The sequence below is a fragment of the Duganella caerulea genome (genome assembly GCF_040362985.1).
Lineage (GTDB): Bacteria > Pseudomonadota > Gammaproteobacteria > Burkholderiales > Burkholderiaceae_D > Rugamonas > Rugamonas vulcania.
The window spans coordinates 137,635-156,817 of the sequence record NZ_BPWJ01000011.1; the positions used below are offsets into that span (position 1 = coordinate 137,635).

Annotated in this window: 13 protein-coding genes; 6 read left to right on the forward strand and 7 right to left on the reverse strand. The window is 67.8% G+C overall.

What is annotated here, in order from left to right; all coding sequences use genetic code 11:
- Window positions 1–108: 108 nt before the first annotated feature.
- Window positions 109–1,944, forward strand: a complete 1,836-nt coding sequence (locus ACUJB0_RS27495; protein ID WP_444848024.1) for an autotransporter assembly complex protein TamA — start codon at window positions 109–111, stop codon at window positions 1,942–1,944.
- The gene (locus ACUJB0_RS27500; RefSeq protein WP_444848025.1) at window positions 1,944–6,674 is read left to right on the forward strand and encodes a translocation/assembly module TamB domain-containing protein; all 4,731 of its coding nucleotides are present in this window, start codon (window positions 1,944–1,946) and stop codon (window positions 6,672–6,674) included. Before ACUJB0_RS27495 ends, ACUJB0_RS27500 begins: the two co-directional genes overlap by 1 nt.
- A 155-nt stretch (window positions 6,675–6,829) precedes the next feature.
- Here ACUJB0_RS27500 and ACUJB0_RS27505 read toward each other — a convergent pair whose 3' ends face one another.
- Window positions 6,830–9,289: an alpha/beta hydrolase family protein gene (locus tag ACUJB0_RS27505; protein WP_444848026.1), complete on the reverse strand. Its 2,460-nt coding sequence runs from the start codon at window positions 9,287–9,289 to the stop codon at window positions 6,830–6,832.
- A 165-nt stretch (window positions 9,290–9,454) separates the two neighbouring features.
- Here ACUJB0_RS27505 and ACUJB0_RS27510 point away from each other — a divergent pair, with 165 nt between their 5' ends.
- Window positions 9,455–9,988 (forward strand): CcdC protein domain-containing protein, encoded by a 534-nt coding sequence (locus ACUJB0_RS27510; RefSeq protein ID WP_444848027.1) that lies wholly within the window; start codon window positions 9,455–9,457, stop codon window positions 9,986–9,988.
- A 1-nt stretch (window position 9,989) separates the two neighbouring features.
- Here ACUJB0_RS27510 and ACUJB0_RS27515 read toward each other — a convergent pair whose 3' ends face one another.
- On the reverse strand, window positions 9,990–10,829 hold the full coding sequence (locus tag ACUJB0_RS27515) for an alpha/beta hydrolase (protein ID WP_444848028.1): 840 nt from the start codon (window positions 10,827–10,829) through the stop codon (window positions 9,990–9,992).
- Window positions 10,830–10,909: 80 nt separating this feature from the next.
- Here ACUJB0_RS27515 and ACUJB0_RS27520 point away from each other — a divergent pair, with 80 nt between their 5' ends.
- The 3 genes from ACUJB0_RS27520 (at window position 10,910) to ACUJB0_RS27530 (ending at window position 12,522) form a co-directional block, all read left to right on the forward strand.
- Window positions 10,910–11,431 carry a DUF2975 domain-containing protein gene (locus ACUJB0_RS27520; RefSeq protein ID WP_444848029.1) on the forward strand — a complete coding sequence of 174 codons (522 nt, stop codon included), beginning with the start codon at window positions 10,910–10,912 and terminating at the stop codon, window positions 11,429–11,431.
- On the forward strand, window positions 11,431–11,673 hold the full coding sequence (locus tag ACUJB0_RS27525; RefSeq protein ID WP_444848030.1) for a helix-turn-helix domain-containing protein: 243 nt from the start codon (window positions 11,431–11,433) through the stop codon (window positions 11,671–11,673). The genes ACUJB0_RS27520 and ACUJB0_RS27525 overlap by 1 nt, the downstream gene beginning before the upstream one ends.
- A 306-nt stretch (window positions 11,674–11,979) precedes the next feature.
- A complete protein-coding gene (locus tag ACUJB0_RS27530; protein ID WP_444848031.1) occupies window positions 11,980–12,522 on the forward strand; it encodes a hypothetical protein in 543 nt (180 codons plus the stop codon).
- A gap of 14 nt (window positions 12,523–12,536) precedes the next feature.
- Here the strand turns inward: ACUJB0_RS27530 and ACUJB0_RS27535 are convergent, their stop codons facing one another.
- The 5 genes from ACUJB0_RS27535 to ACUJB0_RS27555 form a co-directional block, all read right to left on the reverse strand.
- Window positions 12,537–15,368 (reverse strand): ATP-binding protein, encoded by a 2,832-nt coding sequence (locus tag ACUJB0_RS27535; protein WP_444848032.1) that lies wholly within the window; start codon window positions 15,366–15,368, stop codon window positions 12,537–12,539.
- A gap of 3 nt (window positions 15,369–15,371) precedes the next feature.
- Window positions 15,372–16,181 carry a hypothetical protein gene (locus ACUJB0_RS27540; RefSeq protein WP_444848033.1) on the reverse strand — a complete coding sequence of 270 codons (810 nt, stop codon included), beginning with the start codon at window positions 16,179–16,181 and terminating at the stop codon, window positions 15,372–15,374.
- Complete coding sequence (locus tag ACUJB0_RS27545) at window positions 16,174–17,529, reverse strand: hypothetical protein (RefSeq protein WP_444848034.1); 1,356 nt, start codon at window positions 17,527–17,529, stop codon at window positions 16,174–16,176. The genes ACUJB0_RS27540 and ACUJB0_RS27545 overlap by 8 nt, the downstream gene beginning before the upstream one ends.
- 61 nt (window positions 17,530–17,590) lie before the next feature.
- Window positions 17,591–18,355, reverse strand: a complete 765-nt coding sequence (locus ACUJB0_RS27550) for a DUF3108 domain-containing protein (RefSeq protein WP_444848035.1) — start codon at window positions 18,353–18,355, stop codon at window positions 17,591–17,593.
- 1 nt (window position 18,356) lies between these two features.
- Window positions 18,357–19,183: DUF3108 domain-containing protein (locus tag ACUJB0_RS27555; protein ID WP_444848036.1), on the reverse strand; the 827-nt coding region annotated here is incomplete at its 5' end.

Below are 19,183 nucleotides of genomic sequence, written 5' to 3' on the forward strand. Positions count from 1 at the left end.
GGGTCTTGCAACGTTATAAGTACGCCATCTTTTAGGGCAATCCGGTAACATGTCAGCCAGCGTACACCCTGATGGAGTCTCATGTTACCGGCATCGCCAGCAAAAAAAATGGCAGGATCACGAATTTTGGCACAAGTTGTGGCAAAAGTATCCGGCCGCCTCGCCGTGGCCGGCGTCCTCGCAGCCGTGGCGCTGCCCGCCGCCGCGCAGGGATTGAAGTACGACGTCCACATCGACGCCCCGGCCCCGCTGCGGGAACTGCTGGAACAGAACCTTGACCTGCTGCGCTTTCGCGGCAACGCGCGCATGAACCGCGAGCAGCTGGTGCGCCTGGTGCGCGCCGCGCCCGAGCAGGTCAAGACGCTGGCGGCCACCGACGGCTACTACTCGCCGGTGGTCGAGGCCCGGCTTGACCGCGACGGCGACACGCCCCGGGTCGAAGTCAGCGTGCAGCCGGGCGAGCCGGTGCGGGTCGGCGACGTCGACCTGGTGCTGCAGGGCTTCGCGCCGGTGCCGGACCTGCCGCCCGAAAAACAGTTCGACACCACCGCGCTGAAAGCCGGGTGGACGCTCAAGAAAGGCCAGATCTTCCGCCAGACCGACTGGGAGCAGGCCAAGCGCGGCCTGCTGCGCCAGGTGGTGCAGACGCGCTACCCGCGCGCGCAGCTGACCGACACCCAGGCCACGGTGGACCCGGACAACCACGTGGCCACGCTGCGGGTGGTGCTCGACAGCGGCCCGGAGCTGCGCTTCGGCGAGCTGCGGATCGAGGGCCTGAAGCGCTACCCGGCCGCCATCGTGCGCAACCTGAATCCCATCCATCCGGGCGACTACTACAGCGAGGCCGCGCTGCAGTCCTACCAGGCGCGCCTGCAGGACACGGGCTACTTCAGCGGCGTGGAGGTCAGCGCCGACATGGGCGCGGTGCTCAACGAACAGCTGGATGCCGGCGCCGCCACGCCGAAGCAGAACGCCGAAGCCGCGATGGCGCCGCTGCCGCTGCTGGTGCGCGTGACCGAGAACAAGCGCCGCAACGTCAGCGCCGGCCTGGGTTTCAGCACCAACACCGGCAACCGCGCCTCGCTGGCGTATGACGACCTGTCGGTGTTCGGCCTGCGCATGAAAAGCGCGCTGACGCTGGAGACCAAGAAGCAGACCGCGCGCAGCGACTTCTACTTCCCCACCACGGCCGACGGCTACAACGACAGCTTCGGCGCCTCGTTCGAGCGCAGCGACATTTCGGGCGAGGTCACCAGCGTGGCCAGCGTGGCCGGCAAGCGCGCCTGGGGCACGCCGCTGCTCGAGCGCAGCCTGTCGCTGGAGCTGCTGACCGAGACCAAGACCATCGACGGCATCCCGTCCAGCACCAGCAAAAGCCTGCCGCTGACCTACGCCGTCACCTGGCGCAAGCTGGACAACCTGCTGTTCCCGACCAAGGGCTACGCGCTCAACGCGCAGCTGGGCGGCGCGCTGCTGCCCATCCTGACCGACGAGGCCTTCGTGCGCGGCTACGCGCGCGCCGTCTGGTACCGGCCGCTGACCGCCAGCACCAACCTGATACTGCGCGGGGAAATGGGCGCGCTGGCTTCGCGCGACAAGAACGGCGTGCCGGCCGTGTACCTGTTCCGCGCGGGCGGCGACCAGTCGGTGCGCGGCTACGCCTTCCAGGAGCTGGGCGTGCACGAAGGCGACGCCATCACGGGCGGCCGCTACCTGGCCACCGGCAGCGCCGAGTTCCAGTACTGGTTCAAGCCCACCTACGGCATGGCCGTGTTCTACGACGCCGGCAACGCGGGCGACACCTTCAGCGCGCTGCATCCGAAATCCGGCTACGGCGCCGGCGGCCGCTGGAAAAGCCCCGTCGGGCCGATCAACGTGGACGTCGCGTACGGCCACGCGGTCCATAAATACCGATTGCACTTCTCGCTGGGATTCACCTTCTGATGGCCGACAACCAAGACACTCCAACCCCGCCGTCGCCGGACGCGCCGAACACCGCCGCCGCGACGCCGCGCCGCCGCTGGCCGCGCCGCGTGCTGGTTTCGCTCGGCGTGCTGGTGGCGCTGCTGGCCGGCGCCTTCTGGCTGCTGGGCCGCGAATCGACCTTGCAGCAGCTGGTGCAGCGCATCGCCAACGCCAGCGGCGGGCAGATCGCCGTCAGCGGCGTCTCCGGATCGCTGTACCACCGCATGCACATCGGGCATCTGGTCTATCGCAGCAAGGACAGCGTCATCACGGCGGACGACATCGACATCAACTGGTCGCCGCTGCAGTATTTTTCCGAAGGCCTGGCCATCAGCGAGCTGCATGTGGCCGCGCTGACGGTGCAGAGCATCGGCCCGTCGGAGCCGGCCAAGATGCCCGAGTCGCTGGCCGCGCCCTTCCGTCTCAGCCTGTCCGACGTGCGGCTCGACAAGCTGACGCTGACCAGCGCCACCGGCAGCAACGTGATCGAGCGCCTGCGCTTCCAGCTGTACGGCGACCGCACCAGCTGGCACCTGCAGCAGGCCAGCGCCCACACCGCGTTCGGCGACGCCACCGCCGACCTGACCATCGGCGCCAGCAAGCCGTTCGCGCTGCAAGGCAAGGCCGCGCTGGTGCAAACCGGCGCCGCCACGCAATCATCGCAGACCGGCGCTGCCACGCGGCCGGCACCGACAGGCGCCACCGCGCGGTTGGCGCAGAGCGGAGGCAGCGCGCAGCCGGCGAAGACCGGCGGCGCGCGGCTGTCGCTGGAGGCCGGCGGTAACCTGGCGCTGTTGACGCTCAAGGCGCAGGGCAGCGCCAATGGCGCCAGCGGCAAGGCCAATGTGGCGCTGGCGCCGTTCGACCCCGTCATCCTGCGCGCGCTGGACCTGAACGCCCGCGACCTCGATCCGGCCGGCTTCGACCCAAGCTGGCCGCAGGCGAAATTCAGCCTGCAGGTCAGCGCCGCCATCGCGGCCGATCAAAAGCTGTCCGGCCAGTTCGCCCTGCTCAACCAGGGCAAGGCCGCTCCGCTCGACCAGCAAGGCTTGCCGCTGCAGGCGTTCAGCGGCAAGCTGGCCGGCACGCTGACCGCCTCCCAGCTGGAGAACGTGCTGCTCGACCTGGGCGCGGCGGGACGCTTCACCGGCGGTGGCCACGTCAAGCGCAGCGCGCCCGACGCGGGCGTCGACGCCGCGCAGTTCGCGCTGCACACCGATCGCCTCGACCTGAAAAACATCCACAGCAGCATCAACAAGACCAGTGTGGCCGGCGACATCACGCTGGGCAGCACGCCAAGCAAGCAGACGCTGAGCGCCAGGCTGGCGCAGGATGGCCTGCGCCTCGACCTGCAAGCCTCGCTGGCCGACGCGCTGCTCCAGCTGCAGGAAGCGCGCCTGCTGGCCAAGAAAGGCAGCATCAGCGCCACCGGCCAGGCCAGCCTCAAAGACAAGCGCGAATTCAGCGCCAAGCTGCGCGCCGACCATTTCGATCCGTCCGCGCTGGGCGCCGGCTATCCGGTGGCCGACCTCAATGCCGACATCAACGCCAGCGGCCACGTCGCGCCGGCATGGCAGGTCGCGGCCAGCTTCGACCTGAAGGCCAGCAAGCTCGCGGGCCAGACGCTGTCCGGCAACGGCAAGCTGAATGCGGACGCGCAGCACATCAGCGGCGTGGACGCCCACCTGGCGATGGCGCAGAACACCGCCGACATCAGCGGCGGCTTCGGCGCGCCGGGCGAACAGCTGCGCTGGAAAGTCGACGCGCGCCAGTTGTCGGCACTGGCCTCGGACCTGATCGGCGCCGTCAGCGCCAGCGGCATCGTCACCGGCAGCATGGCCGAGCCGCGCACCAGCTTCGAAGCCGACGCCAAGGGACTGGGCCTGGCCTCCGCCAAGCGCCCCGTGGCCGATAGCCTGATCCACGCCGCCGGCGACGTCGCGCTGGCCGGGCCGAAGAAAACGCCCGAGCTGAAAATGAGCGGCGCCATACAGCGCCTGAATCCCGCCGCTTTCGGCGCGGCGCAGGCGGGCGCCGTCAACGCCACGTTCACGGCCGACGCGCGGCTGGCCGCCGACTGGCGCGCCGGCGTGAACCTGACCTTGCAGCCTTCGACCTTCGCCAACGCGCCGCTGAGCGGCTACGCGCGATTGAGCGCCGACAAGGACAGCATCGACAACGCCGACATCGACCTGCGGCTGGCGTCCAACAATCTGCAGGCCAAGGGCAGTTTCGGCAGCCCGCGCGACAAGCTCGATTGGAAGCTCAGCGCGCCGCAGCTGGCCGCGCTGGGTCCGCAGTTCGCGGGCACGCTGCAGGCCAGCGGCAGCCTGTCCGGCACCCGCGCCAAGCCGGCGCTGACGCTCGCACTGGACGGCGCCAACCTGCGCGCACCCGGCCAGCAGCAAATCGGCACGATACGCGGCAGCGCCACGCTGGGCAACACCGCCGCGCTGGCGGCCGGCACGCCGCCAACCATCGCGTCGGCCATCTCGGCGGTCACGTCGGCGGCCAAATCGGCCGTGGCATCGGCGGCCACCTCGGCGAACGCGCCAGCCACCGCCACGGCGCAGGACCGCCGCGCGGCCACCGGCGCCAACGCCCGCGCCACGGCACGCACCAACGCGGCACGCGGCGCCGACGCCGACACCTACGCTGACGTCCCGCTAGTGAGCGACATCGAAATCACCCGCTACGTCTCGCCTTCCCTGACGCTGGACAAGGCGCGCCTGCAAACCAGCGGCACGCGCAGCAGCCACACATTGCAGCTCAGCGCCAGCAACGCCGATTTCGACGCCGCCGTGCGCGTCAAGGGCGGCTGGGCCAACGACACCTGGACCGGCGCCATCGACACCCTGCAAAACCGCGGCCGCTACGCCTTCACCCTGGCCGCGCCGGCGCCGCTCAAACTGGCCGCGCCGGCCGGCAGCGGCGTCGCCGGCCTGCTGCACCCCGAGCAGATCGCCCTGGGCGCCACCGCCATCAAGCTCCCCGACGGCAGCATCCGCATCGACAGCCTGGAAAAAACCGGCCCCGCCTGGCGCAGCAAGGGCATGGCCGCCGGCGTGCCGGTCAACTACCTGGCCCAGTTCTCCGACGCCTGGCGCGACAACGTCCGCAGCACCATGACCGTCGGCGCCGAATGGGGCCTGCACCTGCAGGCGGCCAGCAAGGACAGCCCGCCGGTGCTGGGCGGCCTGCTGCACGTCTACCGCGAACAGGGCGACCTGACCATCACCGGCGCCGACCTGCCGCAGCCGCTCGGCCTGCGCACGCTGGACGGCCGCGTCGACGTCAACGACGGCACGCTGCGCCTGCAACTGAAGGTGGACGGCACCCGCGCCGGCCAGGCCCGCATCGACGCCACCGCGCAGCTGCACGACGGCCGCTTGGCCGACAGCAGCGCCATCACGCTGAGCGGCAACGCCAATATGGGATCGCTGGCCTGGCTGGCGCCGCTGGCCGGCCAGCCGGGACTGGAAATCGACGGCGCGCTCAAGCTGGCCGTCACCGGCGCCGGCACCATCGCCGCGCCGCTGCTGGACGGCGATATCAGCGGCGACAAGCTGGTGCTGAGCTGGGTCGACCAGGGCATCAAGCTGCGCAACGGCCAGTTGCAGGCGCGCCTGAGCGGCGACCAGCTGCAGCTGCAAAAGCTGGCCTTCGACGGCAACGAGGGCCACGCCCAGGCCGACGGCTGGATACGCTACGCGGCCAACGAGGCCACCATGAACCTCAAGCTCAGCGCCGACAAGCTGGAAGTGCTGTCGCGCCCCGACCGCATCCTGGTGGTCAGCGGCCAGAGCACCTTGGTGCGCGACGCCAAACGCTTCCAGCTGGACGGCAAATTCCGCGCCGACCGCGCCAACATCGAACTGGCCGGCGAGAACACGCCCACGCTCAGCGACGACGTGGTCATCATCGGCAAGGGCGCGCCGCCGGCCAAGGCGCAGGCGCAACAAGGCCAGCCGCTCAACATCGACCTGGAGGCCGACCTGGGCGACGCCTTCAACCTCAAAGGCAAGGGCCTGGACGCCCAGCTGGCCGGCGCGGTGCGCATCCACGTGGCCGACCGCCGGCCGCCGCGCGTCAACGGCAGCATCCGCGTGGTCAACGGCACCTACGCGGCGTATGGACAGAAGCTGGCGATCGACCGCGGCGTGATCAACTTCACCGGCGCCTACGACAACCCGGGCCTGAGCATCCTGGCGGTGCGCCGCCGGCCCGAGGGCGAGGCGCTCAGCGAGACCAATGTGGAGGCGGGCGTGGAGGTGCGCGGCACGGCGCTGGCGCCGGTGGCCAAGCTGGTGTCCACGCCGGCCGTGTCGGACAGCGACAAGCTGGCCTGGCTGGTGCTGGGCCACGGCATCGACAACACCGCCGGCAACGACATGGCGCTGCTCAGCGCGGCGGCGGGCGCGCTGTTCGGCGGCGGCCAGGGCAAGCTGGCCAACGCGCTGGGCGTGGATGAACTGGGCGTGAGCCAGGCGGCCGGCAACTCGGCCGGCGCGGCCACGGGCCTGCAGACCACGGTGGTCACGGTGGGCAAGCGGCTGTCGTCGCGCGCCTACCTGAGCTTCGAGCAGGGCGCGGGCACGGCGACCAGCCTGGTCAAGCTGAAGTACAAGCTGAACCCGCGTATCGCGCTGCAGTTCCAGACCGGCACCAACAACGCGCTGGACGTGCTCTACACCTGGGCCTTCGACTAACTCGGATTGTGGTCCGGCACCGGGTCGTCCTGCGGCACGGGATGGGGGATGGCCGGCGGCGCCGGGTCATCCACCGGGATAGGGTCGGGGGCGCGGTGGGTGAGGTGCATGGTCGGTACTCCTTGAGCTGAGTCGTACCGCCATTCTACGCCGCTCTACCCCGGTTTCGCGTGCCGCACGTATTTATCCAGCCACGCGTTGGTCTCGTACAGCATGTGCAGGATGGACTCGCGCGCGCGGTAGGCGTGCGACTCGTTCGGCAGCATCACCAGCCGCGCCGTGCCGCCCAGCCCCTTGATGGCCTGGAACATGCGCTCGCTCTGCAAGGGGAAGGTGCCGGAGTTGCTGTCCTCGGCGCCGTGGATCAGCAGCATCGCATCCTTGATCTTGTCGGCGTTATTGAACGGCGACATGGCCTGGTACACCTCCTGCGCCTGCCAGAACGCCCGCTCCTCGGACTGGAAGCCGAACGGCGTCAGCGTGCGGTTGTAGGCGCCGCTGCGCGCTATCCCCGCGCGGAACAGCCGCGTGTGCGCCAGCAGGTTGCCGGTCATGAAGGCGCCGTACGAATGGCCGCCGATGGCGATGCGGTGGCGGTCGGCCACGCCGCGCCGCACCACCTCGTCCACCGCAGCCTGCGCGTCCGCCACCAGCTGCGGCAGATAGCTGTCGTTCGGCTCCGCGTCGCCGGCGCCGATGATGGGAAAGGAGGGATTGTCCAGCACCGCGTAGCCCATCGCCAGGAAGGCCGCCGGCCCCCAGTAGCTGACCGCGTTGAAGCGGTACGGCGAACCGGTGGTCTGGCTGGCCGCGCCGGCCGATTTGAATTCCTGCGGATAGGCCCACATCAGCAGCGGCAGCGGGCCGTCGCGCACCGCGTCGTACCCGGACGGCAGCATCAGCGTGGCGGTCAGCTCGACGCCGTCGTTGCGCGGGTAGCGGATCTGCTCCTTGTGCACGTCCTTGAGCTGCGGCGTCGGATGCGGATAGTTGGTCAGCGCCTTGAGCTGCAGGCCCTCGGGCCGCGTCAGATCGCGCAGGTAGTAGTTGGGCCGCTCGGTCGGTGACTCGCGCGTCGTCAGCAGCAGCGTGCCGTCGTCGTTCAGCACCGCCGCCACGTTCTCGAAGTACGGCGCCTCGCTCTGGAACAGGCGCACCTTCTGCCGCGTGGTCAGGCTCAAACGGTCGATGAAGGGACGGTCGCCCTCCGGCGTGGCGCCGGCGCCGTCCAGCAGGATGGTGGTGCCGGGGCCGATCAGCAGGCGCGGGAAGCCGCTGGCGTCGGCCCGCATCACCGGCGAGCCGGGGCTGTTGTAGCGGTCCTCGTACGAGCCGGCGTAGATCAGCTCCGGCGGCGTCGACAAGTGTTCGGGCTCGATCATCCACTGCTTGTAGTCGCGCGTCTTGTGCCAGCGCTCGTTGATCAGGGCGACGTCGCCGCGCCCCCAGGCCACGCCGGCGTAGCGCATCGTCAGCCGCGCCAGCACCAGCGGCGGCTCGCGGAACGGCGCCGCGTGCAGGTAGACCACGTCGCGGACATTGTCGACCACCGGGCGCGCCGGATCGCCGCCGTCCTGCGCCTCGGTCCACACCAGCGTGGCCGGCACGTCGGCCCGCCACGACACATGGCGCACGCCCTCGGACACCGCGTCGTTCCCCGGCGGCAGTCCCTCCTCCAGCGGCAGCGTGGCCACCGTGTGCAGCACCTCGCCCTCCAGGTCGCGCACCTCGATGCGCTCGCCGAAGCTGGACGCCGGCACGATGTAGGAATACGGCCGCGTCACGCTTTGCGTCAGCAGGTACTGGCCGCCCGGCGCGATCGAGGTGCGCGAGAACTGCCCCGGCGCGCCGATCGGGCGCGGCTTGCCGTGCAGGTCCAGCAGCACCATCTGCACCGTGACGTAGTACTCGAACAGGCGCGCGTCGTCCTCGTTCTTCAGCAGGTCCTGATAGGTGCGCAGCTGGCGCGGCGCGCCTCCCGGTTCGCTATCCTGCAGCATCGGGCCGGCCGGCACGCCGTCCGACTGCGGCGCCTTGCCGATGCCGGCGGGACGCCAGTGCACCAGCAGGCCGCTGCTGTCTGGCAGCCAGTTGAAGCCGCGCGTGAGCACCGCCGACAACGGCTGCGCCGACAAGCGCCTGGCCTTGCGCGCCTCGATGTCGACCAGCCACAATTCCACCGCGCCGCGCTCGCCCTTGTAGGCCACGTGCGAGAACGCCAGGTGGCGCTGGTCGGGCGACCAGGCCAGGTCCGCCAGGCGCAGCGCGCGCGGCAGGCCCTTGATGCGGCTTTCCTTTTGCGTGGCGATGTCCAGCAGACCGAGGTCGGTGCCGAACGAGAAGCGCGACGAGGAACAGGTGCGCGGATTGATGCGCAGGCCGGCCAGCTTGAGCTCCGGCTGCGCCACCTCGGCGATGCCGGGCAGCGGCGGCGTCTGCACCACGGCGGCCAGGTTGCGTTGCGGGCTCAGACTGAGGCCCGGCGCGCGCGGCGCGTCAACGATGTCCATCAGCGCGGCGGGCGGCAGGCGGTAGCCGCCCTCCTGCGCGCCGGCCTGCGGCGAGGCGGCCATCAATCCCAGATTCAGGGGCAGCATGGTTAACGGTTTGTTCATGGATGTCCTTTCGGTCCAGAAGCGAGGCTGCTGCGGACCAGTTTGCTTATGCTATCCGTGAATGTCAACCAATGCCGGATATTCCGCGACAATCTGTAACGCTGGGGCGCGCAGGCGGAGTGGCGTACAATCGCGGTTCTTCGAATCACGCCGTTGGAATCGTCTATGGATATGCCTACTATCGTCCTGCTGCTGCTGGTGCCCCTGGCCATCTGGCGCATCTACTCGCGCCTGAAACGCCTGATGGGCCGCACCAGGTCCGAACTGTGGCGCCACTACACCGCCGCCGTGGTGATGGCCGGCGTATTGGGCGTGCTGGCCGCGACGCTGCTGGGCAAGTGGGACGCCTTCGCCGCGCTGGCGGTGGGTGCGGCGTTCGGCGCCGCGCTGGGCTACCGCAACATGCAACTGACCCGGTTGGAGAACACGCAGGAGGGCTTCTTCTACACGCCCAACCGCCGTTTGGGTTTGCTGGTGGCGATGCTGTTCATCAGCCGCCTGATCTACCGCCTGTTCGAAGCCTACCTGCACATGCACGACCGCCTGCCGCTGGACCCGGACTTCATCGGCAATCCGCTGACGGCCGTGCTGTTTGGCTTGCTGGCCGGGTTCTACTGCTGCTACAGCGTGCTGCTGATCCGCTGGCGCCGCACCCAGGTGCCGGTGCCGCGCCCGATCGACATCTTCGATATCAAATAAACTAGCGGGCCGCCAGCTGCCGCACGAACTCGCAGTAGGCCGGCCGCACCGCCGCGCTGGACAACACGCCATTGTGTCCGGCGCCCGGCACCATCACCATGCGCTTCTCGGCTGACGGCAAGGCGTCGTAGACCCGCCGCGCCAGGCGTGGCGGCGTGACCTCGTCCTCGCTCCCCTCCAGCACCAGCGCCGGCCCGGCGTAGCCCGACGCCGCCGCCACGTTGTCTATCCCCCGCAGCGGCTCGCTCAACTCCACCCGCACGAACGGCCACGCATACCAGGGCAGCATGTTGTTGGCCCAGTCGCGCGCGTTGGTGGTGGTCGATTCCAGCACCAGCCCGCGCACGGCCGGCCGCTGCTGCGCCACGTAGGCGGCGATGAAGCTGCCCAGCGACTGTCCATGCACGATCACCCTGCCCGGCGCCTGCGCGTTGACCAGGTCGAACTCGCGCAGCGCGTCGGCCTTCAGCGCGGCGATGGTCGGCACGCCGGTGCTGCGGCCGTAGCCGCGATAATCGACCATCACCACGTCCGCGCGGCACGGGCCGATGGCGGCCAGCACATGGTCGCCATGTTCATCCAGATGGAAGCCGTTGCCGCCGAAGTAAAGCACCGTCAGCGCGTTGCTGGCGCCGGCGGCGGTGGCTTTGACGCCATTCAGTTGCACATCGTCCGCCGCCAGCGACACCGGCGCCAGCTCGTAGTCCGCCGCGCCGCCGTCGCCGATGCGCCCCGCGGGCCGCGCCTCGCCCGCGCGATCGGGATGCACCACGCTGCCCTCGCCGATCCGCACCGCGCAACCGGACAACATCGCCATCATCAGTACCAATATGAATTTCATCGTCGCCTCCAATAAAGGTACAATATATAACAACAAAAATTTAATGTAAAACGATAATTTTTTACTATATTACGATAAATATGAAAATCACCCTGATCCGCGCGCTGCTGTGGCTGTGCGTGGCCGCGCAAGCGGCCTTCTTCGTGCTGGCGTGGACCACCTACGCGCCCAGCATCGGCTCCATGACCATCGACATGACCGCCATCGGCATGCCCTTCGGCGCCCGCCTTGCGCTGACGCCGTCCGTGCGCGTGCTGGGCGCCGCGCTGGCGCTGCCGACCACGCTGGTGCTGGTGTATGGACTGTGGCGGCTGGACCGGCTACTGCTCAACTTCCACCGCCGGGAGTTATTCAGCGCGCAGTCGATCGGCCACCTGCGCGCCTTCGCCGGCGCCACGCTGCTTTCCACCGCGCTGTCGATCGCCGAGCCGCCGGTGCGCACGCTGGCGCTGCGCCTGGCCGGCGACGGCGGCCGGCACTTCGCGGTCGGCGTCAATTCCGAGCAGTTGATGCTGATCCTGGTGTGCGGGATGTTCTACCTAATCACGCGGCTGATGCACGAAGGCCGCCGCCTGCGCGAAGAGAACGAGGGCTTTGTCTGATGGCGATCCTGATCAACCTCGATCTGATGCTGGCCAAGCGCAAGCTGAAATCGCGCGAACTGGCGGCCTACGTCGGCATCACCGAGCAAAATCTGTCGCTGCTCAAATCCGGCAAGGTCAAAGGCATCCGCTTCTCCACGCTGGAGAAGATCTGCGAACGCCTGGCCTGCCAGCCGGGCGACATCCTGACTTGGGTGCCGGACGAAGGCGAAACGAACGGCGACGCCGGCGAGCTGCTGTAAGTCGAACCACCGCAATCCTTGCGCCCGGGCCCGCCGCCCCGTGGGAGTATGCACACGGGGTGCTCCTCCGCGCTCCTTGTAGCAAAGCTTCGATTTCTATGTCGATTTTCTTCGATTTTTTCAAGCATTGAACTATTCCCGGAGCCTATTAGCCCATACCCCAGAGCGCAGCCCCCTGTCCTTGTTCAGCACAGACGAGCGACGTCGTTTTCGCGACAGTGCTATCGTATTTCGTATGGGCGGAGCGCATTTGGTGGTATGCTGAATGTATCCACAGTGCAATTTTCTTGTGCTGAAATCACAATTATGAATACGTCCATCTACGACAAAACCGCCAAGGGCCGGGAAGAAATCGCGACACGCAAGCATCAGCTGGCGCCGCGCCTGCGCACCTTGCTGGTACTGATCGACGGCCGCAAGACCGAAGAGGAACTGCTGCGCAACGTGGCGGGATTGGGCTTGACCGCCGGCGCGCTGACCGAGCTGCTGGCGGGGGAATTCATCGTGCTGTCGACCAGCTACGTGTCGCTGGCGGAAGCGCCGGTGGCGGCACCGCCCGAGCCGGAACCCGAACAGGTGAAACAGCCGGTGGCCGCACAGGTCCAGCAATTCCAGTCGCTTTACAATTTCTTCAACAAGACCATCAAGAGCACGATAGGCCTGCGCGGCTTCACCTTGCAGCTGAAGGTGGAAAAAGCCAGCTCGGTCGACGACTTCCGCGAGCTGCGCATGCCCTATCTGGAGGCGGTGCAAAAAGCCAAGGGCAACGACACCGCCGCCGCCCTCGCCCTGCAGCTGGACCGGCTACTGGGCATAGCCCCGGCAGCCGACAGCCTGACCTTCGACTGACCTTCGACTGACCGTCAGGCCACCTTGGCCGCTTCGGCCGGACGGCGCTGCAGCACGAAGATCGGCTGCGCCCACTCGGTATCCTTCTTCTTCTTGCTCGTGATGAGCGTCAGCTCCGAAGGATCGTAGACGTCGGTGTTGTGCGTCAGCGGCGTCGTCATCAGGTACTGCGCCTCGGTGTTCTTCAGGAACTCGCCGACCAGCTGGATGTTACGGATATCCAGGTGAGCAAACGGTTCGTCGATGAACACAAAGCCGCCGGAACCATCCTCCGACTTCAGCAAGCCAATCAGCAGCACCAGCGATTTCATCACCTGCTGGCCGCCGGACGCTTCGCCGTCGTTCATACCGATGATGCCCTTGCCGTCGAACTTGAAGCGCACGTGCAGGCCCGCCTGCGACAGCAGCGTATCGTCGTTCTCCAGCCGCACCGGATCGGAGTGCACCTCGATGCCCGCCAGCTCGCCCAGCTCCTTGATGTTCTTGGAGTAGGTCTTGATGGTGTAGCGCAGCCGCTCCATGTAGGCGCCGCGCGCGTTGCCGGTGGCCTCGATGGCGCGGTTGTTCTGGTAGCGGCGCTCCTCGGTTTCAGACTGGCGGCCATGCAGCTGCTCGTTCAGGCGCTGATACTGGTCGATCACGGTGGCGTCCAGTTCCCAGTCGCTGCGGGCCAGGCTGGCCTCCAGCGAATGGATACGCAGCACCACCTGGTGCGAGTTCTGGTGCTCGCTGACCAGCGCCGCGCGGCGCGCCGGACGGCGCCAGCTCTTCGGCAGATGGCGCCAGCTCTTGCGCAGCGCCAGCAAGGCGCGCGCATGGTCGGCGCGCTGCTCGATCTGGCGCTTGTTGTTCAGGCGCAGACCGGCCTCCGACTCGGACAGCGCGAAACGCGCGTTCTGCCACGTGGTATCGGCGCGGGTGCGCGTGACCACGGCGTTCTTGATCAGCGTTTGCAGCTCGCCCAGGCGGGTGCCGACTTCGGTGCGCTCTTCCTTCAGCGGCACGGCGTTGCGCGCCGCCTCGTCGAACTCCTCCTGGCGCGCAGCCAGTTCCTTGGCCGCGTCCACACCGGCCAGGCGCGATTTCAGCGAACTGATTTCCGTCGCCAGCTTGGAGACGATCAGCGTCAGCGCATCCTCCTGCGCCTCCAGCGCCGGCAACGATTTCTGGATCGCTTCCATACGCTGTGTGCGGCCGGCGGAACCGAAGCGGTAGCGCGAAGCTTCCACGAACAGCGAGCGGCCGCCGCGGCGTTCGCGGTGGTAGGCGTCCGGCGTGATCCACTCGTCGTGGCTACCTAGCTTGGCGCCGGCGTCCACCGTGTCCACGCGGGTGATGCGCGACAGCTGCTCCACCAGCCACGCCGGCACCTTGGCCGAGAACTTCACCACCGACATCAACGAATCGTCCTTGACCGTCGGCGCATGCACCAGGTCCGGCACGATGAAGTGGCGATAGCGCTCCTTCTCCGCCAGGCGGTACGCGGCCGAAGCGTCGGACGATTTATCCAGCAGCACCACGGAGGCATAACCACCCAGCACGCCCTCGATCGCGCCCTGCCAGCGCGCATCCGTCACCTCGACGATGTCGGACAGCATGGCGTGGCCGATGCCGGCGTCGTTCAGCGCGCGGCGCATGGTGCGCTGCGCTTCCGGCTCCGGCATCGCGGTCTTGCCCTGCAGTGCCGCGATGGTCGACAGCTCGCCGGCGATCTTGGTGGCGACGGCGTCGCGCGCCATGCGCTGGCGCGCCAGCTCGATTTCCTTTTCCTGCAGCTGCTGCGCCACTTCGGCCAGGTCGGCGCCGGCGTCGGCGGCCAGCTTCTGCAGGCGCGCCTTCTGCTCCAGCAGGCTGTCGAGCGGCTTCAGTTTGCCGTTGATCTGATTCAGGCGGCTTTGCAACGCGGTCGATTCCTGCTCCAGCACCGTCTCGTGCTGTTGCGCGTCGCTCAACGCCTTGGCCTGCGCGGCCAGCGCGTTGCGCTTGTCGGTCAACTGCTGGTCGGCCTGCATCAGTGGCTTGCGGGCGTCGCGCAACTGGCGGCTGATGTTGGCGTGCTTCTCGCGCGCCTCGTGATACTCCAGCGTCGGCAGCACTTCTTCCTGCAGGTTGCGGCGTTCCTTGTTCAGGTCTTCCCACTGGTGGTAGTTGGCCACGCGCAGGCGCAGGCCCTCCAGGTTGGTCTTGGAGGCTTCCAGTTCGCTCTCGAAGCGTTTCAGCTCGATCTCGGTGTCGCGCTGATGGCGCTTGGCTTCGTCGTAGGCGTCCAGCACCTCCTTGTCGCCGAAGACCTGGAACACCAGGTCCAGCAACTGGCGCGGCGCGTATTCGCACAGCTTGTCGGTCTCGCCCTGCTCCAGCGCCAGCACCTTCGCCATCGCCGGCGACAGGCCGGCGTTGGCCAAGCGCTTGCGGTAGTTCTCGACGCCGAGCCAGTCGTTGCCGGCTTCGCCGATGTCCTCGATCTGCACGTTACCGGGACGCATAAGGTACTGGCGCTTCCAGTCGCCGCCGTTCTTCTGGATCTGGCAGAACAGCGTGACCTCGTCGTCGCTGAAGAAGCCGGAGCTGCGGAACGGACGGTTGGACAGCTGCTTGCCGACGTTCTTGTTGTCGACCACGGCGCGCAGCCAGGCGGTCTGCTGGCCGCTGTGGCGGGCGTAGTGCTTGTAGGTGCGGCCCATCGAGCAATCGAGGCCGAACAGCGTGCGCAGCGCGTCCAGCAAGGTGGTCTTGCCGGAGCCGTTCTGGCCCGCGATGGTGATGATCTTGGCGTCCAGCGGGATGTTCTTGATGCGCTGCCAGTAATCCCAGTGGACCAGTTCTAACGATTTAATGTGAAACATGGCTTAGTCCTTGGCTGGAAGTTCGGGGTCGGGCGATTCGACCGGCTCGGTCAACGGCAGCGGCGCCGGCGGCGGCGCTTCGAAGGCCGGGATGATCTCTTCCTCCACAGCTTCCGCCTCTTCTTCCGGCAAAGCCTCGTCGTTGGCGGCGACCGGCGGCGCGCTGCGCGGCACCGGGATGATCTGCGCCGGCGAGCGTTTGAACACGTCGGCCAGTGCGCCGTTGATGATGCGCTCTTTCAGCAGGTCGGTATCCATCATCAGGTCCAGCAGCGGGCCTTCGACGATCACGTCGCCGCGCCGCTCGATGAAGCCCAGCTTGGCCAGGATGCCAAGGTTCATGTCCAGGCGGGTCTTCTTGCCCAACTTGTCGCCGAAGTCGGCCAGCAGCGCCTTGTAGGCGATGCCGATCGAGGTGTCTTCCGCGCGCGGCAGCGGCTTCTCCACGCCGAACATGTCGTTCTGGTCGTCGTCCGCGTGCTGGTGGGTCTCCTGGCGTTCGCGCTTGGGCAGGATGATCTGCGCCCACAGCACCACCAGCAGCGCCACGCCATCGCGCGACAAACCGAAGTTATTGTTTTGCCAGACGTCGCGCGCGCCGAAGATCTTCGGCTCGATGGCGCGGTGCAGCGCGATCGTCACGTGGTCGGCGTAGACGTTGTCCAGCAGTTTGAGGCCGGTGGCCAGCAGGCGCGCGTCCACTTCGGCGCGGAACAACTCGTCCGACAGCACGCGCTTGACCAGTTTATCGTCGCGGCGCAGGGTTTGATGCGTCAGCAGGCGCGCGATCAGGATTTGGGAATCGTCATTCATCTGACTTGTCGCCTTCCGTATTCAAAGACAGTGAGAGGGAGGCCAGGGACATCGCCGCCACGTGCAAATCGGGCAGCTGTATCATTTCGTCGGTTGGGGTGAACTTGACCGGCAGGCGCGCCAGTTCGGCGGTGGCGCCTTGCAGGCGGGCCTCGTCGGCGTCGCCCAGCAGCGGCAGCATCGAGGCGCGGTACGACGCCACGGCGAACGACGCCGGCAGCAGCGAATCCTGCACCGGGATCGATTTCGGCCCCTCGTCGGCGATGCTGGGGAAATTGCCCAGCGCCGCGAAGTCGGACAGGCGCGCCAGCCAGTCATCGAGCTCGCGCTGCATCTGCGGGCCGTCGCTGATGGTGGTCGGGGCGTCGGTGCCGGTCGGCAGGCCGTTGGAGACGGCGCTGACGGCGCGGTCCTGCAGCAGCTCGGTCTCGGCCACGTCGATCATCTCGGCCGGCGTGATAAACAGCGGCACCACCGGCTGGTCGATGGCATCGGTCGCCAGCGAGGCCAGGTCCTCGTGCAGCAGCAGCCAGCGCTTGATGTCGGTGGTGGACAGGCCGGACTGGCCCAGGTGCACGCGCTGGCGTTCGATCTGGTTCAGCGCGCGCGAGAACATACCCTGCATGTTGAGCAGCGCCGATTGCGCGCGGCCGATGGCCTGCGCCGCCTTGTGCGTGGCGCCGTCGGCGTTTTCGTCGGACAGGATGGCGCGCAGGATCTCGGAGCCCTTCTCCACCCAGTCGCAGGCGGTGTGCCACTTGGCCTGCGAGGCGCGCAGGCGGAACTCGGAACCGGAGGCGATGGCGTCCGAGAATTCCTCGGTCAGGTCGACCAGGCGGCCCAGCAGATGGTTCAGCTGTTCGACGGTGACGCCGCCCATCACCTGGGCGCCGGCCACCTGCGACAGCAGGAAGCCCATGTCGGCGTTGTCCTCTTCCTTGCCCAGCGCGAGCAGGCCGTCGATGGCCGACAGCACGTTGCGCGCCATCGGCGTGACGCGGTAGACGGCTTGCTGCGCGTCCCAGGCCAGCAGCTGGTTGGTGCGAAGGCGCATCAGCACCGTCTCCAGCGACTCGGGCAGCAGGTAGGCCAGGCGGGTGTTGATGTCGGCGCGCGAGAAGGTCGACGAAGCGGCGTCGGACGCCAGCTCGCGCAGCACCAGCAGTCGCACCAGGACGCCGTCGAAGCCACCGTGGAACAGCGCCGTGAACACCTGCAGCAGCGGCTGCGCGCGTTTCAGGTGGTAGACCTGCTCGATCTCGTCGGCCGAAAAATTCGGCTGGAAGTGGGCTTGCAGGCTGTCCTGCTGCTGTTGCTGATCCAGCTCACTTGTTGTAATTTCTATCATTCTTTGCCATTCTGTACGCAACGCAACGACTAGATTGCGGGGGCGTCAGTATAGCAGGAGCTCACTTTTTCACGGCCTTTTCCAGCGTCTGGTCGACGTAATCGCCGTCGGCGTCGTTGAAGCGCACACGCACCGGGTACCAGTCCATCGACGGCGCCAGCCACAGGTCGACCTGCTGGCCCTGGGCGTCCGGCGGCGGCGCCTTGACCAGGTGGACCGCATTGACCTCGTTCGCGCCGACCTGCACCGCCTCATTCTTCAGCACCTTGAAGCTCCACACCTCGGCGTCGCGGCGGCCGGCCACGAAGTACTTCCACTCGCTGCCCGGCTTGAACTTGTCCGCCGCGGCGTGTGCCTGCGCCGCCAGCTGCCACTGGATGCTGGTGCGATCCTGCTCGCCGCCCTTGATCGGATAGGTCTCGTCGCCTTCGCTGAAGGTGATGGTCCTGGCGTCGCGCTGGAAGGTGGTGGTGGTCGGATCCTTGCGGAAGCGCTTCTCGACGAAGGCGGCCGGCGCCAGGCCGTAGTCGTCGACCGCGCCCTCGCTGCGGTTGTCGAGGATTTTACCGAGCAGCGAGACGCGGCTTTCGGTGGCCACCGAGTACTTGCCGTCGCCGGCGCGCCACTGCACGGTGGCGGTGCCGCCCAGGCTCAAGCCGTGCTGCTTGGCCTTGATGACGTAGGTGAGGTCGGCCGACGGCGGCAGGCTGTATGGGCGCTTGACGCTCGGGTGCTCGCCGGCCGGGGCGTCGGCGGCGCGGGCCGCGCAGCTCAACAAGATGGCGGCGCTCATGCCCAGCAGGCGCGTGGTGTAAGAAGTATGCATATTATTTCCCTGATTCTGACATCGTGATTTTGGAGACGGTTTGCGTGGTCAGCGCGCCGCTTGCTTCGGTATTGCGCAGCTGGACCGGGTACCAGTTCAGGCCCGGCGCCAGCCAGATGTCCAGCCGTGACGAGTAGCTGCCGGGGCGCGGCGGCCGGCTCAGATGCCAGGTCACCACCTTGCCCATCTTGGTGTCCAGCTCCTCCTCGCCCACCAGCTGGAAGCGGAACATGTTCGCTTCCTTGTCCTCGCCGACCTGCATGTCGATATCGCTGCCGAACTGATTGACGTCGGCGCGGCCGATGCCGCCCAGCTGGAACGGCACCGTCGTCATGTCCTGCGCGCCGGCCATCAGCGGGTAGCTGCGCTCGGACGCCGAGAACGTGATGGTGCCGGCGTCGCGGTTGAAATGGGTCGCCGTCTCGGCCCTGCGCGCGCGCTTCTGCGTGCTGGTGTTCGGGGCGATGCCGTAATCGTCGATGGTGCCGGCGCTGCGCATCACCAGCAGGTTCAAACGCGTCACCAGCAGGCTGATGCCCGCTTCCGCCGAGGCCTGGTAGGTGCTGCCGTCGGTCTGCCAGCTCATGTTCGCGGAGCCGGTCCATTTGGTGCCGTCGGCGTCGACCCGGGCCACATCCATGTCAAGTTTCGCCGACGGCGGCAGGTTGACCTTGTAGCGGCGCGCGCCCTGCGCCGGCGGCGCCTCCACCGGCAAGGCAGCGGCCGGAGTCGGGCCGGTGGTGTCCGGCGGCGACGGCGTGCCGGTCTGCGCCTGCGCGGCGCCGGCCTGCGCGCCGGCGGCACTGGCGTCGGCGGCCGGCGCTGGCG

Coding starts and splice junctions, on each gene's coding strand:
- ACUJB0_RS27505 (WP_444848026.1), bottom strand. CDS start 9,289: ATGAACAAACCGTTAACCATGCTGCCCCTGAATCTGGGATTGATGGCC.
- ACUJB0_RS27520 (WP_444848029.1), top strand. CDS start 10,910: ATGAAAATCACCCTGATCCGCGCGCTGCTGTGGCTGTGCGTGGCCGCG.
- ACUJB0_RS27540 (WP_444848033.1), bottom strand. CDS start 16,181: ATGAATGACGATTCCCAAATCCTGATCGCGCGCCTGCTGACGCATCAA.
- ACUJB0_RS27510 (WP_444848027.1), top strand. CDS start 9,455: ATGGATATGCCTACTATCGTCCTGCTGCTGCTGGTGCCCCTGGCCATC.
- ACUJB0_RS27530 (WP_444848031.1), top strand. CDS start 11,980: ATGAATACGTCCATCTACGACAAAACCGCCAAGGGCCGGGAAGAAATC.
- ACUJB0_RS27550 (WP_444848035.1), bottom strand. CDS start 18,355: ATGCATACTTCTTACACCACGCGCCTGCTGGGCATGAGCGCCGCCATC.
- ACUJB0_RS27500 (WP_444848025.1), top strand. CDS start 1,944: ATGGCCGACAACCAAGACACTCCAACCCCGCCGTCGCCGGACGCGCCG.
- ACUJB0_RS27525 (WP_444848030.1), top strand. CDS start 11,431: ATGGCGATCCTGATCAACCTCGATCTGATGCTGGCCAAGCGCAAGCTG.
- ACUJB0_RS27545 (WP_444848034.1), bottom strand. CDS start 17,529: ATGATAGAAATTACAACAAGTGAGCTGGATCAGCAACAGCAGCAGGAC.
- ACUJB0_RS27495 (WP_444848024.1), top strand. CDS start 109: ATGGCAGGATCACGAATTTTGGCACAAGTTGTGGCAAAAGTATCCGGC.
- ACUJB0_RS27535 (WP_444848032.1), bottom strand. CDS start 15,368: ATGTTTCACATTAAATCGTTAGAACTGGTCCACTGGGATTACTGGCAG.
- ACUJB0_RS27515 (WP_444848028.1), bottom strand. CDS start 10,829: ATGAAATTCATATTGGTACTGATGATGGCGATGTTGTCCGGTTGCGCG.